17 protein-coding genes and 1 tRNA gene are annotated in these 13,440 nt (G+C 68.0%); 8 read left to right on the top strand and 10 right to left on the bottom strand.

All coding sequences use genetic code 11. The features are described from left to right. Positions 1-47: 47 nt before the first annotated feature. Both FNZ56_RS11030 and FNZ56_RS11025 read right to left on the bottom strand, forming a co-directional pair. On the bottom strand, positions 48-359 hold the full coding sequence (locus tag FNZ56_RS11030; protein ID WP_407070492.1) for a hypothetical protein: 312 nt from the start codon (positions 357-359) through the stop codon (positions 48-50). Continuing rightward, positions 356-1,660, bottom strand: a complete 1,305-nt coding sequence (locus FNZ56_RS11025; protein WP_143879881.1) for a tryptophan--tRNA ligase — start codon at positions 1,658-1,660, stop codon at positions 356-358. The genes FNZ56_RS11030 and FNZ56_RS11025 overlap by 4 nt, the downstream gene beginning before the upstream one ends. A gap of 80 nt (positions 1,661-1,740) precedes the next feature. Here FNZ56_RS11025 and FNZ56_RS11020 point away from each other — a divergent pair, with 80 nt between their 5' ends. After that, positions 1,741-2,544, top strand: coding sequence for a hypothetical protein (locus FNZ56_RS11020; protein WP_246064591.1), 804 nt, complete (start codon positions 1,741-1,743; stop codon positions 2,542-2,544). A 123-nt stretch (positions 2,545-2,667) separates the two neighbouring features. Here the strand turns inward: FNZ56_RS11020 and FNZ56_RS11015 are convergent, their stop codons facing one another. The 4 genes from FNZ56_RS11015 to FNZ56_RS11000 all read right to left on the bottom strand — a co-directional run bounded on the left by FNZ56_RS11015 (position 2,668) and on the right by FNZ56_RS11000 (position 4,407). Continuing rightward, positions 2,668-2,868 (bottom strand): CsbD family protein, encoded by a 201-nt coding sequence (locus FNZ56_RS11015; protein ID WP_143879880.1) that lies wholly within the window; start codon positions 2,866-2,868, stop codon positions 2,668-2,670. Between the two features lie 212 nt (positions 2,869-3,080). Beyond that, positions 3,081-3,233 carry an entericidin A/B family lipoprotein gene (locus FNZ56_RS11010; protein WP_143879879.1) on the bottom strand — a complete coding sequence of 51 codons (153 nt, stop codon included), beginning with the start codon at positions 3,231-3,233 and terminating at the stop codon, positions 3,081-3,083. 162 nt (positions 3,234-3,395) lie between these two features. Next, on the bottom strand, positions 3,396-4,316 hold the full coding sequence (gene rocF, locus FNZ56_RS11005; protein WP_143879878.1) for an arginase: 921 nt from the start codon (positions 4,314-4,316) through the stop codon (positions 3,396-3,398). Positions 4,317-4,331: 15 nt separating this feature from the next. Beyond that, a tRNA-Thr gene (locus tag FNZ56_RS11000) sits at positions 4,332-4,407 on the bottom strand. 100 nt (positions 4,408-4,507) lie between these two features. Here FNZ56_RS11000 and FNZ56_RS10995 point away from each other — a divergent pair. The 7 genes from FNZ56_RS10995 to FNZ56_RS10965 all read left to right on the top strand — a co-directional run bounded on the left by FNZ56_RS10995 (position 4,508) and on the right by FNZ56_RS10965 (position 10,471). Then, entirely contained in the window at positions 4,508-4,963 is a 456-nt protein-coding gene (locus FNZ56_RS10995; RefSeq protein ID WP_143879877.1) for an RrF2 family transcriptional regulator, read from the top strand. Beyond that, positions 4,960-5,157: a YezD family protein gene (locus tag FNZ56_RS10990; RefSeq protein ID WP_143879876.1), complete on the top strand. Its 198-nt coding sequence runs from the start codon at positions 4,960-4,962 to the stop codon at positions 5,155-5,157. The genes FNZ56_RS10995 and FNZ56_RS10990 overlap by 4 nt, the downstream gene beginning before the upstream one ends. 122 nt (positions 5,158-5,279) lie before the next feature. After that, positions 5,280-6,689, top strand: coding sequence for an OprO/OprP family phosphate-selective porin (locus FNZ56_RS10985; RefSeq protein WP_143879875.1), 1,410 nt, complete (start codon positions 5,280-5,282; stop codon positions 6,687-6,689). 15 nt (positions 6,690-6,704) lie between these two features. Continuing rightward, positions 6,705-7,712: a sulfate ABC transporter substrate-binding protein gene (locus FNZ56_RS10980; RefSeq protein WP_143879874.1), complete on the top strand. Its 1,008-nt coding sequence runs from the start codon at positions 6,705-6,707 to the stop codon at positions 7,710-7,712. Between the two features lie 4 nt (positions 7,713-7,716). Next, positions 7,717-8,574 carry a sulfate ABC transporter permease subunit CysT gene (cysT, locus tag FNZ56_RS10975; protein ID WP_246064589.1) on the top strand — a complete coding sequence of 286 codons (858 nt, stop codon included), beginning with the start codon at positions 7,717-7,719 and terminating at the stop codon, positions 8,572-8,574. Then, complete coding sequence (cysW, locus tag FNZ56_RS10970; protein WP_246064588.1) at positions 8,567-9,418, top strand: sulfate ABC transporter permease subunit CysW; 852 nt, start codon at positions 8,567-8,569, stop codon at positions 9,416-9,418. The genes cysT and cysW overlap by 8 nt, the downstream gene beginning before the upstream one ends. 12 nt (positions 9,419-9,430) lie before the next feature. Further along, on the top strand, positions 9,431-10,471 hold the full coding sequence (locus FNZ56_RS10965; protein ID WP_143879872.1) for a sulfate/molybdate ABC transporter ATP-binding protein: 1,041 nt from the start codon (positions 9,431-9,433) through the stop codon (positions 10,469-10,471). A gap of 4 nt (positions 10,472-10,475) precedes the next feature. On the opposite strand, the gene FNZ56_RS10960 is transcribed toward FNZ56_RS10965, so the two are convergent. From FNZ56_RS10960 to FNZ56_RS10945, 4 genes are all read right to left on the bottom strand, one after another. Then, positions 10,476-11,168 carry an SPOR domain-containing protein gene (locus FNZ56_RS10960; protein ID WP_143879871.1) on the bottom strand — a complete coding sequence of 231 codons (693 nt, stop codon included), beginning with the start codon at positions 11,166-11,168 and terminating at the stop codon, positions 10,476-10,478. After that, entirely contained in the window at positions 11,169-11,918 is a 750-nt protein-coding gene (locus FNZ56_RS10955; RefSeq protein WP_143879870.1) for a type III pantothenate kinase, read from the bottom strand. Then, positions 11,915-12,880 carry a biotin--[acetyl-CoA-carboxylase] ligase gene (locus FNZ56_RS10950; RefSeq protein WP_143879869.1) on the bottom strand — a complete coding sequence of 322 codons (966 nt, stop codon included), beginning with the start codon at positions 12,878-12,880 and terminating at the stop codon, positions 11,915-11,917. Before FNZ56_RS10950 ends, FNZ56_RS10955 begins: the two co-directional genes overlap by 4 nt. 119 nt (positions 12,881-12,999) lie before the next feature. Then, a complete protein-coding gene (locus FNZ56_RS10945; RefSeq protein ID WP_143879868.1) occupies positions 13,000-13,434 on the bottom strand; it encodes a hypothetical protein in 435 nt (144 codons plus the stop codon). Positions 13,435-13,440 lie beyond the last annotated feature (6 nt).

Genomic DNA, 13,440 nt, shown 5'->3' with positions numbered 1-13,440 from the left:
CGACCGCCTTCGGTCAAAGATCTTGCCGGTCGCGCCCAGGTGCGCTCCTACGAACGCGCGAACAGCCTACGCCGGATGAAAAACGCCGCGGTCAGCACCGCCAGGAACACGCCGTAACCGACCGAAGTCGCGAGGATCTGCGGCCACAGGTGGCCGTAGCTGCGATCCGCCAAGCCGAAGCTCCAGTGCAGGCTCAGCAGGCAGCCGGCGAACGCCAGCAGGATCGCGAGCGCATCGAAGCCGCGCCGGCGCGCATTGCGCGGTTGCCGCGGATACAGCCAGTACAGCACGGACAGGATTAGGAACCACGGCGCGAACAACACCAGCGCCAGCGTCGGCATCCCCGCGACATCGCTCACGATTTGCTTTCCTCGGCTTCGGCCAGCGCGGCGAGTGCCGCCTGCACGTCGTCCTCGTCCACTCCTTCCGCACGCAGCACCCGCGGATCGGAGGCGTCGTAATGCCCCGCCTTGATCGCGGCGATGCGCTGTCCCGCATCGCGCGGCGAATCGAAGCCCGCGCTCTGCAACAGCAGGCGTTCGCCCTGCGCGAACTTGAAGTAAAACTTACCGTCGGCTTCGCGGTACTGCTTGAACAGCGGCAGCGCCACGTCCTTCTTCGCCGCGACTTTCGATTCCGCGACGACGGTCGTCGACAAATCGCGCAGGCCCACCGCTTCGCGCAAGCGCGCCAGGGTCGGCGCCGCGTATTGCGCACGCAGGCGCGCCGCACCATCGCGCAGGATCGCCTCGATGTCGGCAGGCTTCGCGATCAAGGCTTCGTACTTGTCGCGCAACGGTGCGACTTCCGCATCGATGCGTTCGAACAGTTTCTGCTTGGCATCGCCCCAGCCGATGCCGTCTGCGAAATCCTGCGCGAACGTCGCGGTTTCCTCGCTCGACGCGAAGGCCTGGTAAAGCTGGAACAGTGCGGAGCCTTCGGTGCCCTTGGCTTCGCCCGGCGCGCGCGAATCGGTGACGATGCCGGCAATCAGCTTCTTCAGTTCCGCGCGCGGCGCGAACAGCGGGATGGTGTTGTCGTAGCTCTTGGACATCTTGCGGCCGTCGAGCCCGGGCAGCGTCGCCACCTGTTCCTCGACCGCCGCTTCGGGAAGCGTGAAGTGCTCGCCGTAGAGATGGTTGAAGCGCTGGCCGAAATCGCGCGCCATCTCGATGTGCTGCACCTGGTCGCGGCCCACCGGCACCTTGTGCGCGTTGAACAGCAGGATGTCCGCGGCCATCAGCACCGGGTACATGAACAATCCCGCGGTGATGCCGGCATCGTCGTCGAGTTGCTCGGCGCGATTGCGGTCCACCGCCGCCTTGTAGGCGTGCGCGCGGTTGAGCAGGCCCTTGCCGGCGACGCAGGTCAGGAACCAGGTCAGTTCCGGGATCTCGGGGATGTCGCTCTGGCGGTAGAACCAGACTTTCGACGGATCCAGCCCGCAGGCCAACCATGCCGCGGCGATCTCCAGCGTGCTGCGCTGCACGCGCGCGGGCTCGGCCACCTTCACCAGCGCGTGGTAGTCGGCGAGGAAATAGAAGCTCTCCGCATCCGGCGCACGCGAGGCGGCGATCGCGGGACGGATCGCGCCGACGTAGTTGCCGAGGTGAGGCGTGCCGGAGGTGGTGATGCCGGTGAGGACGCGGGTTTTGCTCATGCGCACAGTTTAACCGCGCGCCCGCCAACCCCACCCGGGCGCGTGGCGCGTTGGAAGGCATGCCCATCGAGGAGATCGCCATGTCCCGCTTCCTGACCACCCTCGCCTTCGCCGCGCTGGCGACCAGCGCCTGCGGTCCGCTCGATGCCCGCCCGCTGGTCGGCATCGACGTGATCGACCGCGACACCGGCCAGTGGCTGCCCGAAGTGCATGCGCGCGGCAGCGACTGGATCCCCGGCGACCCCGGCCATCGCTATTCGGTGCGCCTGAGCAACAACAGCGGCGAACGCGTACTTGTGGTGCTGTCGGTGGACGGCGTGAACGCGGTCACCGGCGAAACCGCCTCGCCTTCGCAGGCCGGCTACGTGCTGGCGCCGTGGCAGAGCACCGAGATCGCCGGATGGCGCAAGTCGCTGGACGATGTCGCCCAGTTCTATTTCACCGACCTACCCGACAGCTACGCCGCGCGCACCGGGCGTCCGGACAACGTCGGCGTGATCGGCATCGCAGTGTTCCGCGAGCGCCAGCGCCCGATCGTGTATCCGATGCCCGCGCCGCCGGTCGCGAACGAACAACGCGCGATGGACAAGGCCGCGGCGCCCTCCGCCGCGCGCGAAGCCTCGGCCGCGGCCGACAGCGCATACGGTGCGATGCAGCCGCAGCGCATCGGCACCGGCCACGGTGCGCGCGAATGGTCGCCGGTCGGGCAGACCACCTTCGAACGCGCGTCTTCGCGTCCTTCGCAGGTCACGCAGTTGCGCTACGACGACCGCGATGCGCTGGTCGCGATGGGCATCCTGCCGCGCAACGCATGGCGTTACGCCAACGACGACGCGCCGCGCGCGTTCCCGAACGGCTTCGTCGCCGATCCGCCGAACTGGTGATGCGGCGCTGTGCCGTCGCCCGCCATGCGAAGGGCCGGCAATTGCCGGCCCTTCGCCCTTCAGCGCATCCGCCCTTCCTCGTCGCGCGGAATATGAACTCCCGGATGAGCGCCGGTTCGACGGCTAGTGCAGGGATTTCTGGAATTCGTCGACTTCGCGCTGCGCGCGGTCCTGATCCCAGCCATAGCGTTCCTGCAACTTGCCGGCGAGGTAGGTCGCGTCGCCCTGGGCGACCTTGAAGTCGTCGTCGGTGAGGTTGCCCCAGCGTGCCTGGGCCTGTCCCTTCAGCTGGGTCCACTTGCCGGCGATAATGTCCTTGTTCATGGGTGACTCCTGACGTTTTGCGCGGCGGGGGGTGCCGCACGCACAGCTTCGCAGCCGCCATCTTCGGATTTGGTCAAGGTTCCGTTGCGTTCGCGATGCGCATTCAGTGCACATCGCTGAACGCCTCGTTGCACGATTCGCGCGAAACAAAAAACGGGCCGGCTTGCGCCGGCCCGTCCCGTTCCGCCGAAATCCTTTCGACGCAACTCCGATCAGCAGTGCGCGTCCTTGCAGTCCTCGGCCTTCTGCTCGACTTTCTCGCCGACCTTCTGCACGTCCTTGCCGGCGCCGGCCATGGTGTTGCACGCGGTCAGCGCGGCGGTCGAGAAGCAGGCAACCATCAGTATTGCAATCAGGCGCTTCATGGGATTCCTCGGTTCGCATTGAAGGGATGGCGGGCGACGCGAAACGCATCACCGACGCACGCGCACATGGAACCCGGCGCGGCGTGAAACGCGCGTCGACGCGAGGGCGAAAACGCGGTCGCGAACCGAACCGCGACTGAATGCCGCCTCGGATGCGCCGTGTCAGTCGCGCATCAAGGTCGACTTGCCGAACAGGCTTTCGACCAGGTCGACCGCGAGCATCGCGGTGCCGTTGCGATGGTCGAGCGCCGGATTGAGCTCGACGATGTCGAGCGAACCCATGCGGCCGCTGTCGGCGATCATCTCCATCACCAGCTGCGCCTCGCGGTAGCCCGGGCCGCCGGGCACGGTGGTGCCGACGCCGGGCGCGATCGACGGATCGAGGAAATCGACGTCGAAGCTGACGTGCAGGTGGGTGTCGGCGTCGACGCCGTGCAGCGCCTGTTCCATCGCGCGCTTCATCCCGACCTCGTCGATGTAACGCATGTCGTAGACGTCGATGCGGTGTTCCTTCACCAGCCGCTTCTCGCCTTCATCGACCGAACGGATGCCGATCTGCCGCACCTGCGAGGGGGAGATCGCCGGTGCGCTGCCGCCGAGGTTCGTCAACGCATCGGGGCCGATGCCGCACAGGCAGGCGACCGGCATGCCGTGGATGTTGCCCGAGGGCGTGACTTCGTGGGTGTTGAAGTCGGCGTGCGCGTCCAGCCACAGCACGCGCAGGTTCTTGCCGGTCTCGCGGCAATGGCGCGCGACCGCGGTGATCGACCCGATGCCCAGGCAATGGTCGCCGCCGAGCATGATCGGCAGGCGGCCCAGCTTCAGCTCGGCGTGGATCGCGTCCATCGCGAGGCGGTTCCAGGCCACGACTTCGTCGAGGTGGCGGTAGCCGTCGCGGGGCGGCAGCCACGGGTTGTCCGGTCCTGCGAGGTTGCCTCGGTCGGCCACGTCGACCCCGCGCGCGGCCAGCGCTTCGCCCAGCCCTGCCAGGCGCAGGGCTTCGGGCCCCATGCGCGCGCCGCGGTCGCCGGCGCCGATGTCGGTGGGAACGCCGATGAGGGAAACCGGCGGATGGCTGCGCATGGGAAAGCTCCGGAGTGGTGCCGGCACCCGGGTTCGAACTGGGGACCTACCGCTTACAAGGCGGTTGCTCTACCAACTGAGCTATGCCGGCGTCGGCGCCATTCTAGCCAGTCGGACCCGGACGCCCGTCCGTCGGGCATCCGACGGTCGGCGGTTGACGCGTCACTTTAATTCCTATAAATCATATATGGATGCTGACGAACAAGGCCAAATACGGGCTCCGCGCGATGTGTGCCCTGCAGGGTGGCGAAGGCCGCTGGCTGCAGGCGCGCGCCATCGCCGCGCGCGCCAACGTGCCGGAGAAGTTCCTTGAAGCCATCCTCGTGGAACTGCGCAAGGCCGGTTTCGTCGAGAGCCGCCGCGGCCACATGGGCGGCCACGCGCTGGCCCGGCCGGCCGAAGAAATCATGGTCGGTGACTTGATCCGCGCCATCGACGGCCCGCTCGCCCCGGTGCGCTGCGCCAGCATGACCGCCTACGAACCCTGCAGCGACTGCAGCGACCCCGAACACTGCGCGGTGCGCGAGCTGATGCGCGAAACCCGTGCCGCGCTGTCCGGGGTGCTCGACCAGTGCAGCCTCAAGACCTTGACCGAACGCACCCAGCAAGCTGCGTGGATGCAAGCCGTTGACGGAGACGCCGCATGACCCCCAGCCGCAGCAACACCGGTCGCGACGCCAAGCGCGACGACGCCGCGACGCCGACCACGGCACCGATCCTGCTCGAACACGAGCGCGAGGTGCTGGAAGCATTGCGCGCGCTGCAGTTCGGCACGCTGGAAATCACCGTGCACCAGTCCCGCATCGTGCAGATCACGCGCAGCGAGAAAGTTCGCTTCTAGGAACTGCGCTTCTAGGAACTGCGCTTCCAGCAACTGCGTTTCCAATCCCCCGCAATACCCAAAACCCGACGCGCCGACCGGACCACCGGAGGCATCGATAACACCCCTTCCGGAGTGAAATCATGCCTATGCATCGCCCCTTGGCCGTGTCCGCGCTCGCGCTGGCACTCGCCGCAACCATCGCACCGGCACACGCCGCCGATCCCACCAACGCCGAATTGCTGGCCCGCATCGCCGCGCTCGAACAGCGCATCGCCGTGCTGGAAGGCAACGGCAGCGCCACCGCCGACGTCGACCAGCGCCTGCGCGTGGTCGAACGCAACCAGGAACTGCAGGCCGAGGCGGACGCCACCAAGGCCGCGGCCACGCCGGTCGTCAGCCTCGGCGAAAAAGGCCTGTCGGTGAAGTCCGCCGACAATGCCTTCGAAGTGAAATTCCGCGGCCTCGTCCAGGGCGACGGCCGTACCTGGTTCGGCGACGACAAATTCCCGCAGAACGACACCTTCCTGCTGCGCCGCGCCGAGGCGACCATCGACGGCACCTGGGGCCCGCTGGTCGGCTTCCGCCTCAATGGGCAGTTCGCCGGCGACAGCGCCACCGTCCAGGATGCCTACGTCGACCTGAAGTTCGATCCGCGCGCAACGCTGCGCGTCGGCAAGACCAAGACCCCGATCGGGCTGGAACGCCTCCAGTCCAGCGCCTCGACCGGCGAGATCGAACTCGGCTTCCCGTCCGAACTCGCGCCCGGGCGCGACATCGGCGTGCAGTTGCAGGGCGAATTCCAATCCGGCGCGAGCTATCAACTTGGCGTCTATAACGGCGCACCCGACGGCCGCGACGGCGCCACGACCAACCCCGACGACGATTTCGAACTCGCCGGCCGGCTGTTCTTCGAACCGTGGAAGAACGACGCGAACGCGCTGTCCGGACTCGGCTTCGGCCTTGCCGCCAGCACCGGCGACAAGCATGGCAACGGCAACAACTTCCTGCCGCGCTATCGCACGCCGGGGCAGGTGCAGGTCTTCGGCTACCTCGGCGACGTCAACGCCAATGGCGCACAGACGCGCATTTCCCCGCAGGCGTACTACTACAAGGGCCGCTTCGGCCTGCTCGGCGAATACATCGTGTCGAAGCAGGACGTCGCCGCGCCCGCGCGCTCGGCCGAGGCCACGCTTTCCAACCGCGCATGGCAGTTGCTCGGCGGCGTCGTGCTGACCGGCGAGGACGCGGGCTACAAGGGCGTGGTCAAGCCCGACCACCCATTCACGCTCAACGGCCCGGGCTGGGGCGCGTTCGAACTCGTCGCCCGCTACGGCCGGCTGATGATCGACGACGACGCCTTCCCGCTGTTCGCCGACCCGGCCAAGTCGGTCGCCGGCGAAAGCGGCTGGGGCCTGGCCCTGAACTGGTACCTGACCAGCAACTTCAAATTGGTCGCGAACTACACCCAGACCCGGTTCGACGCCGCCCTCGGCGCCGTGGAGCGCGAGGACGAGAAGGCGTTCTTCACCCGCGCACAGTTTTCCTTCTGATCCAGAGGACACGACATGAAACACCGCACCTTCCTCGCGGGCCTGGCGCTCGCCCTGCTCGCCGGCAGCGCCGGCGCCGCCAACCACGAACTGTTGAACGTTTCCTACGACCCGACGCGCGAGCTGTACGCCGACGTCAACCAGGCCTTCGCCGCGCAATGGAAGAAACAGACCGGCGAAGACCTCACCATCCGCGCTTCGCACGGCGGCTCGGGCAAGCAGGCGCGCGCGGTGATCGACGGACTCGAGGCCGACGTCGTCACCCTCGCGCTGGCCGCCGACATCGACGCCATCGCCGACAAGGGCAAGCTGCTGCCGGCGAACTGGCAATCGCGGCTGCCGCAGAACAGCACGCCCTACGCCTCGACGATCGTGTTGCTGGTGCGCAAGGGCAATCCGAAGAAGATCCACGACTGGGACGACCTCGTGCGCCCGGGCGTGGCGGTGATCACGCCCAATCCCAAGACATCGGGCGGCGCACGCTGGAACTACCTCGCCGCATGGGCATGGGCCTCGCAGCAATACCGCGACGGCGACAAGGTGCTGGACTACATGACCAGGCTGTTCAAGAACGTGCCGGTACTCGACACCGGCGCGCGCGGCGCGACCACGACATTCGTGGAACGCGGCATCGGCGACGTGCTGATCGCCTGGGAGAACGAGGCGCTGTTGACCCTCAACGATCCCGAGACCCGCGGCAAGTACGAAATCGTGGTGCCTTCGCTCAGCATCAAGGCGGAACCGCCGGTGGCGTGGATCGACAAGAACGTCGCCAGGCACGGCACCCGCAAGCAGGCCGAGGCCTACCTGCGCTTCCTGTATTCGGCCGAAGGCCAGCGCCTGGTCGCGAAGCACTACTACCGCCCCGCCGAACCCGACCTGGTGCCGGCGGCCGAACGCGCGAATTTCCCGACCGTGAAGTGGGTGACCATCGACGGCGCCTTCGGCGGCTGGAAGAAGGCGCAGGCCACGCATTTCGGCGACGGCGGCCTGTTCGACAAGATCATGCAGGCCGCGCGCTGAGCCCATGAACGCCGTCGCGAAAAAAATGCCCGGCAGCGGGTTGCGCCGGCCGCTGCCGGGGTTCGGGCTCAGCCTGGGCTTCGGCCTCGGCTGGCTCGGCGTGGTCGTGCTGCTGCCGCTCGCGGCATTGCTGCTGCACGCGGCCGGGCTCGGCTTCTCGGGTTGGCTGCGCGCGCTGCACGACGAACGCGTGCAGGCGGCGGTGAAGCTGAGCTTCGGCGCGTCGTTCGCGGCGGCGCTGGCCGCCGCGTTCGCCGGCACGCTGGTGGCCTGGGTGGTGGTGCGCTACCGCTTCCCCGGCCGGCGCCTGCTCGATGCGATGGTGGACCTGCCGTTCGCGATGCCGACCGCGGTCGCCGGCATCGCGCTCACCGCGCTGTATTCGCAGAACGGCTGGATCGGCCGTTGGCTGGAAGGCATGGGCCTGAAGGTGGCGTACACGCCGATCGGCATCGTGATCGCGCTGGTGTTCATCGGCCTGCCGTTCGCGGTGCGCACGCTGCAGCCGGTGCTGGAAACGCTGGGCCGCGAGCCGGAGGAAGCGGCCGCATCGCTCGGCGCGGGACGCTTCACCACGTTGCGCCGCGTGGTGCTGCCGGAATTGCTGCCGGCGGTGCTCACCGGTTTCTCGCTCGCGTTCGCGCGCGCGCTGGGCGAATACGGCTCGGTGATCTTCATCGCCGGCAACCTGCCGTACAAGACCGAGATCGCGCCGCTGCTGATCACGATCCGGCTTGAGGAATACGACTACGACGGCGCGGTGGCGATCGCCGCGTTGCTGCTCGCGGCTTCGTTCGTCTGCCTACTGGCGATCAACGCGATCCCCGCCCTGTTCAAGCATGCGAGGCGCCGCGATGGCTGAAACCCACGGATTGGACGCACCGCGCTGGCTGCGCGCGCTGCTGGTGCTCGCCGCGGTCGCGGTGATGGCGCTGCTGGTGCTGATGCCGCTGGCGGTGGTGCTGGGCAGCGGTTTCGCGAAAGGGCTGCATGCCTGGGCCGCGGCGATCGTCGAACCCGATGCGCTGGCCGCATTGCGCCTGACCCTGTTCACCGCCGCGATCGCGGTGCCGCTCAACGCGGTGTTCGGCGTGCTGCTGGCGTGGGCGGTGGCGCGCTTCGAATTCCGCGGCAAGCGCGCGCTGCTGGCGCTGATCGACCTGCCGTTCGCGGTGTCGCCGGTGGTCGCCGGCCTGTGCCTGGTGCTGCTGTTCGGCAGCCACGGCTGGTTCGGCGCATGGCTGGGCGCGCACGACGTCAAGATCCTGTTCGCGCGACCGGCGATCGTGCTGGCGACGCTGTTCATCACCTTCCCCTTCGTCGCGCGCGAACTGATCCCGCTGATGCAGCAGCAGGGCGCGGACGAGGAACTGGCCGCGCGTTCGCTCGGCGCCGGCGCGTGGACCATGTTCACCCGCGTGACCCTGCCCAACATCAAGTGGGGACTGCTGTACGGCGTGCTGCTGTGCGGCGCGCGCGCGATGGGCGAGTTCGGCGCGGTGTCGGTGGTATCCGGCCACATCCGCGGCGTCACCAACACCCTGCCGCTGCACATCGAGATCCTCTACAACGAGTTCGACGGCACCGCCGCGTTCGCGGTCGCCTCGTTGCTGTGCGCGCTGGCGCTGGTGACGCTGGTGCTGAAGTTCTGGCTCGAATCCCGCCACGGCGACGCGCTCGCCGGATCCCGCCACCGCCGCCACTGACGACGAACGACCATGCAACTGCACCTGCAAAAACTCGCCAAGCACTACACCGGCGTCGCCGCGCTCGACGGCATCGACCTCGACATCGCCTCGGGCGAACTGGTCGCGCTGCTCGGGCCCTCGGGTTCGGGCAAGACCACCCTGCTGCGCGTGATCGCCGGCCTGCTCGCGCCCGACAACGGCCGCGTGCTGTTCGGCGATACCGACGCGACGCGGCTGAGCCTGCGCGAGCGCAACGTCGGCTTCGTGTTCCAGCACTACGCGCTGTTCAGGCACATGACCGTGGCCGAGAACATCGCCTTCGGCCTGCGCAGCCGCCCGCGTTCGAAGCGCCCGGACAAGGCGACGATCGCGAAGCGGGTGCAGGAACTGCTGCAGTTGATCCAGTTGCCCGAGCACGGCGAGCGTTATCCGGAACAGCTTTCCGGCGGGCAGAAGCAGCGCGTCGCGCTGGCGCGCGCGCTGGCGATCGATCCCAGCGTGCTGCTGCTGGACGAGCCCTTCGGCGCGCTCGACGCGAAGGTGCGGGTCGAACTTCGCCGCTGGCTGCGCCGCCTGCACGAACAGACCGGGCAGACCACGCTGTTCGTGACCCACGACCAGGAGGAAGCGCTGGAACTCGCCGACCGCGTGGTGGTGATGCGCAACGGCCGCATCGAACAGGTCGGCACGCCCGGAGACATCTACCGCGCGCCGGCCAGCGCCTACGTGTTCGATTTCATCGGCCGCGCCAACCGCCTGCGCGGCACCGTCGCGTTCGGCAGTTTCGCCCTGCCCGGGCAGTCGCTGGCGTGGCCGGCCGAAGGCCAGGGCGAAGCGACGCTGTACGTGCGTCCTCACGACCTGGCCGTGGTCGCGCCGGGCGAGGGATTGCCCGCGCAAGTGGTCGCGGTACAGCGCCGCGCCGACCGGATCACGATCGAACTCGCGGTGGAAGGCCAGGAACGCGCGCTGGAAGCGGACCTGCCCGACCACGTCGATGCGAACCTGCCCGCACCGGGCGCCGCGGTCGGCCTGCGACCGCAGCGCTATCGCGTGTTCGGCGGCGACTGATTCCTCAGCGCAGCGCGGCGCAATCCAGCGGCCGCACGCCGGCCGCGCCGATGCGCGCCCGTGCCGCGGCGACGCCGAAGCCCGGCGCGGTGGCGGCATCCACCCACGATTGCGTTTTCGCATCCTGCGGCGCTTGCACCTGCGCCTCGATGCCCTTGGCGCGCAATTCGGCGATGCGTCGCCGTGCGTTCGCTTCGCTGCCGAAGCGGCCGAGCATGATCGCCCTGGCCTGCGCACCCTCGGCGACGACGTAGTAGTCCTTGATGCCGGCGCCGGCGATTTCCAGCGCCTTGGCCTGCGCCGCGGTCATGTCGGCGAACGGCGGCAGCCACACCGTCCAGTCCTTGCCCCCGCTGCTGGTCGCGGCCGTCTTCGCCTTCTGCACCGAGGCGCGCAATTTCGCCGCGGCGGCGATGGCGGAGGCCGCATCGGCGAAGGGGCCGAAGCGGTAGCACTGCGGCGCATCGTCCTGCTTCGCGATGTCGGCGGGAGCCGGCGTGGCCGTCGTCGCCGGAACCGACGCCACGACCGGTGCGACCGCGGGCAACGGGGACTTGCGTTCGCCGGCGAGTTGCAGTTTCGGCACGCCATCGAGCGCATGATCCGCCGGCACGCGCGGCGCCGGACGCAGTGCCCACCATGCGGCGACGCCGAGGTTGAGCACGACCAGCAGGACGATCAGCGCACGGGTCAGCATTTATGCGGGCTCAACTTCGAGGCGCGCCCAGCATGCCAGTCCTTGCAGCACCAGCGAAGGCGTCGACAGCGAATGCGGCAAGGCGGATTGCAGCGCGTCCGCACCACCGCCGTGCAGCAGCAGCGCTGGCGCGATGCCGAGGCGTTCGCGCGCGGCGGCGAGGCTGTCGGCGATCAAGGCCAGCACCGCGCCTTCGCAACCCGACGCCAGCGCGTCCGTGGTATCGGCGGCGAAGGGAATGCGGATTCCACCCGCGATCGGCAGTACCGCCGCGCGTGCGTGCAGCGCCTCGCGCATCAGCGACGGCGAGGGTGCGATGCGGCCGCCGTGGTGTTGCCCATTCGCGTCGATCAGGTCAATGGTGACCGCGGTGCCGACGCCGACCACCAGCGCAGCGTCGCCATGTGCGTGCGCGGCGAGCAGAGCGAGGAAACGGTCCACGCCGAGTTTCGACGGATCGGCATAGGCGATGCGTACGCCGGCGCAGGATGCCTGCGTGCGCGCGATGTCGATGCGCGCGAAACGCGTGGCCAGCCGATCCAGCAGGTCGACGGTCAAGGCCTGCGGGGCGACGCTGGCGAGATGCGCGACGCCGCCGCGTTGCGGCAGCAGCGCGTCGAGTTTTTCGACGAAGCCCGCTTCGCCGTGCGCGAGCGCGATCACTTCGCCGCAACGCCCATCGACCAACGGCGCGCATTTCAGCCGCGTATTGCCGAGGTCGAACAGCCAATCGGAAGGATTCGCGTTCATCGGGCGCGTACGCTCACTTCACCGGCGTGCACGATGCGCACGTCGCCACTCGGCAAACGGATGCGCAAGCCGCCGTCCTCGGCAAGGCCGAGCGCGGTTCCCTGCAACGCATCGCCGCCGAGTACCGCGACCTCGCGATTGCGCAGCGCATCGAAGGATGCGTAGCGTTCGCGAAACGGCGCGAGTCCTTCGCGATCGAACTGTTCCAGCGCCGGCAGCAGCCACGACAGCAGCGTTGCCGCCAACGCGTTGCGCGACGCGGCCGCCGTCGGCGCGACCGTGGCGAGATCGGTCCATGGCTGGTCGATGCCGCGCGCATACGCCCGTGGCATGCACACGTTGAGCCCCAGCCCGACCACCGCGCGCGCCGGCCCCGCGTGTTCGCCGCCGCCTTCGACCAGCAGCCCGCCGAGCTTGCGGCCTTCGATGACCAAATCGTTCGGCCATTTCAGTTGCACCGCGACGCCGAGCGAGCGCAGCGCCTCGGCGACGGCGACGCCGGCGGCGAGGCTGAGCCCGCCAAGCCTGGCGAGTCCGCCGGCATAGCGACGCGCCAGCGAGAGATACAGGTTCGCGGCCAGCGGCGAACGCCATTCGCGCCCGCGACGCCCGCGCCCGCCGCTCTGGCCTTCGACCAGCAACACCTCCGCACCATCGGCCACGCCCGCGCGGCGCAGCAACACGCTGTTGCTGGAATCGACGATCCATTCGACTTCGAGCGTCGCGAGCAAGGCTCGCGCGGGTTCCGTCAGCCCCGCGCGGATCGCATCGGCGTCGAGCAGATCGCAAGGCGCATGCAAGGCATAACCGCGACCGGCCTGCGCATCGATGTCGATCCCGGCTTCGCGCAAAGCTTCGATGCGCTTGTGCACCGCGCTGCGGCTGATGCCGAACCGCGCGGCCAGCGCTTCGCCCGAGGTCGGGCCGCTGGCGAGCGTGGCAAGCAGGTCGCGATCGTTCATGAGCGGGATGGCGGGAAGCGCATCAGGGAATGATAAGCCGGCGCGGGATGCGGCTTTCAGGTAATCAGTCGTCGGCGAGGCTGTCATAGGTTGGGCTGAGCCTGCGAAGCCCAACACTTTTATGTCCGCAATGTACGTTGGGCTTCACTGCGTTCAGCCCAACCTATGCTCGATGCGTACGAGATCTGCTCGATGCATACGTGATTATCTAGCCCTTCACTCGTCACGATCAGTTCTACCAGGATCTCTCCGGGGTCTTGCAAGAGAGGCAAGAAACATTTCACTAAAGCAAACAAATTCGAGTCATTCGGCTTGAAGTATTGGACGGAAATATCCGGATTGGCGGCATCATCAATCGTTGCGCAGCGCCCCTCTTCCGATAGGCACATGGCAATCTCCTGCTTCATCACTGCAGATGGCTCTTGACCAAAAGCAAGCGCATAGCCAAAACGCGTAGCAAGCTCTTGGTAGTTGGCCGTTTTGATCAGCCGCACGACCTCGGCACCAAGTATGGAAAGCGAGTTCGATTCCGTCTGATCGCTATGAAGCTTCATTAGCCA

This window comes from Lysobacter lycopersici (assembly GCF_007556775.1).
Taxonomy (GTDB): domain Bacteria; phylum Pseudomonadota; class Gammaproteobacteria; order Xanthomonadales; family Xanthomonadaceae; genus Pseudoluteimonas; species Pseudoluteimonas lycopersici.
Note: the sequence above shows the minus strand (reverse complement) of the source record. Positions and strands in the feature narration are given on the sequence as shown.

What these genes read in the sequence shown, in the direction of transcription:
- FNZ56_RS10990 (WP_143879876.1), top strand. Translation starts at nt 4,960, where the DNA reads ATGACCCCCAGCCGCAGCAACACCGGTCGCGACGCCAAGCGCGACGAC.
- cysW (WP_246064588.1), top strand. Translation starts at nt 8,567, where the DNA reads ATGGCTGAAACCCACGGATTGGACGCACCGCGCTGGCTGCGCGCGCTG.
- FNZ56_RS10965 (WP_143879872.1), top strand. Translation starts at nt 9,431, where the DNA reads ATGCAACTGCACCTGCAAAAACTCGCCAAGCACTACACCGGCGTCGCC.
- FNZ56_RS10955 (WP_143879870.1), bottom strand. Translation starts at nt 11,918, where the DNA reads ATGAACGCGAATCCTTCCGATTGGCTGTTCGACCTCGGCAATACGCGG.
- FNZ56_RS11020 (WP_246064591.1), top strand. Translation starts at nt 1,741, where the DNA reads ATGTCCCGCTTCCTGACCACCCTCGCCTTCGCCGCGCTGGCGACCAGC.
- FNZ56_RS10995 (WP_143879877.1), top strand. Translation starts at nt 4,508, where the DNA reads ATGCTGACGAACAAGGCCAAATACGGGCTCCGCGCGATGTGTGCCCTG.
- FNZ56_RS11015 (WP_143879880.1), bottom strand. Translation starts at nt 2,868, where the DNA reads ATGAACAAGGACATTATCGCCGGCAAGTGGACCCAGCTGAAGGGACAG.
- cysT (WP_246064589.1), top strand. Translation starts at nt 7,717, where the DNA reads ATGAACGCCGTCGCGAAAAAAATGCCCGGCAGCGGGTTGCGCCGGCCG.
- FNZ56_RS10945 (WP_143879868.1), bottom strand. Translation starts at nt 13,434, where the DNA reads ATGAAGCTTCATAGCGATCAGACGGAATCGAACTCGCTTTCCATACTT.
- FNZ56_RS10985 (WP_143879875.1), top strand. Translation starts at nt 5,280, where the DNA reads ATGCCTATGCATCGCCCCTTGGCCGTGTCCGCGCTCGCGCTGGCACTC.
- FNZ56_RS10980 (WP_143879874.1), top strand. Translation starts at nt 6,705, where the DNA reads ATGAAACACCGCACCTTCCTCGCGGGCCTGGCGCTCGCCCTGCTCGCC.
- rocF (WP_143879878.1), bottom strand. Translation starts at nt 4,316, where the DNA reads ATGCGCAGCCATCCGCCGGTTTCCCTCATCGGCGTTCCCACCGACATC.
- FNZ56_RS11010 (WP_143879879.1), bottom strand. Translation starts at nt 3,233, where the DNA reads ATGAAGCGCCTGATTGCAATACTGATGGTTGCCTGCTTCTCGACCGCC.
- FNZ56_RS10950 (WP_143879869.1), bottom strand. Translation starts at nt 12,880, where the DNA reads ATGAACGATCGCGACCTGCTTGCCACGCTCGCCAGCGGCCCGACCTCG.
- FNZ56_RS11025 (WP_143879881.1), bottom strand. Translation starts at nt 1,660, where the DNA reads ATGAGCAAAACCCGCGTCCTCACCGGCATCACCACCTCCGGCACGCCT.
- FNZ56_RS10960 (WP_143879871.1), bottom strand. Translation starts at nt 11,168, where the DNA reads ATGCTGACCCGTGCGCTGATCGTCCTGCTGGTCGTGCTCAACCTCGGC.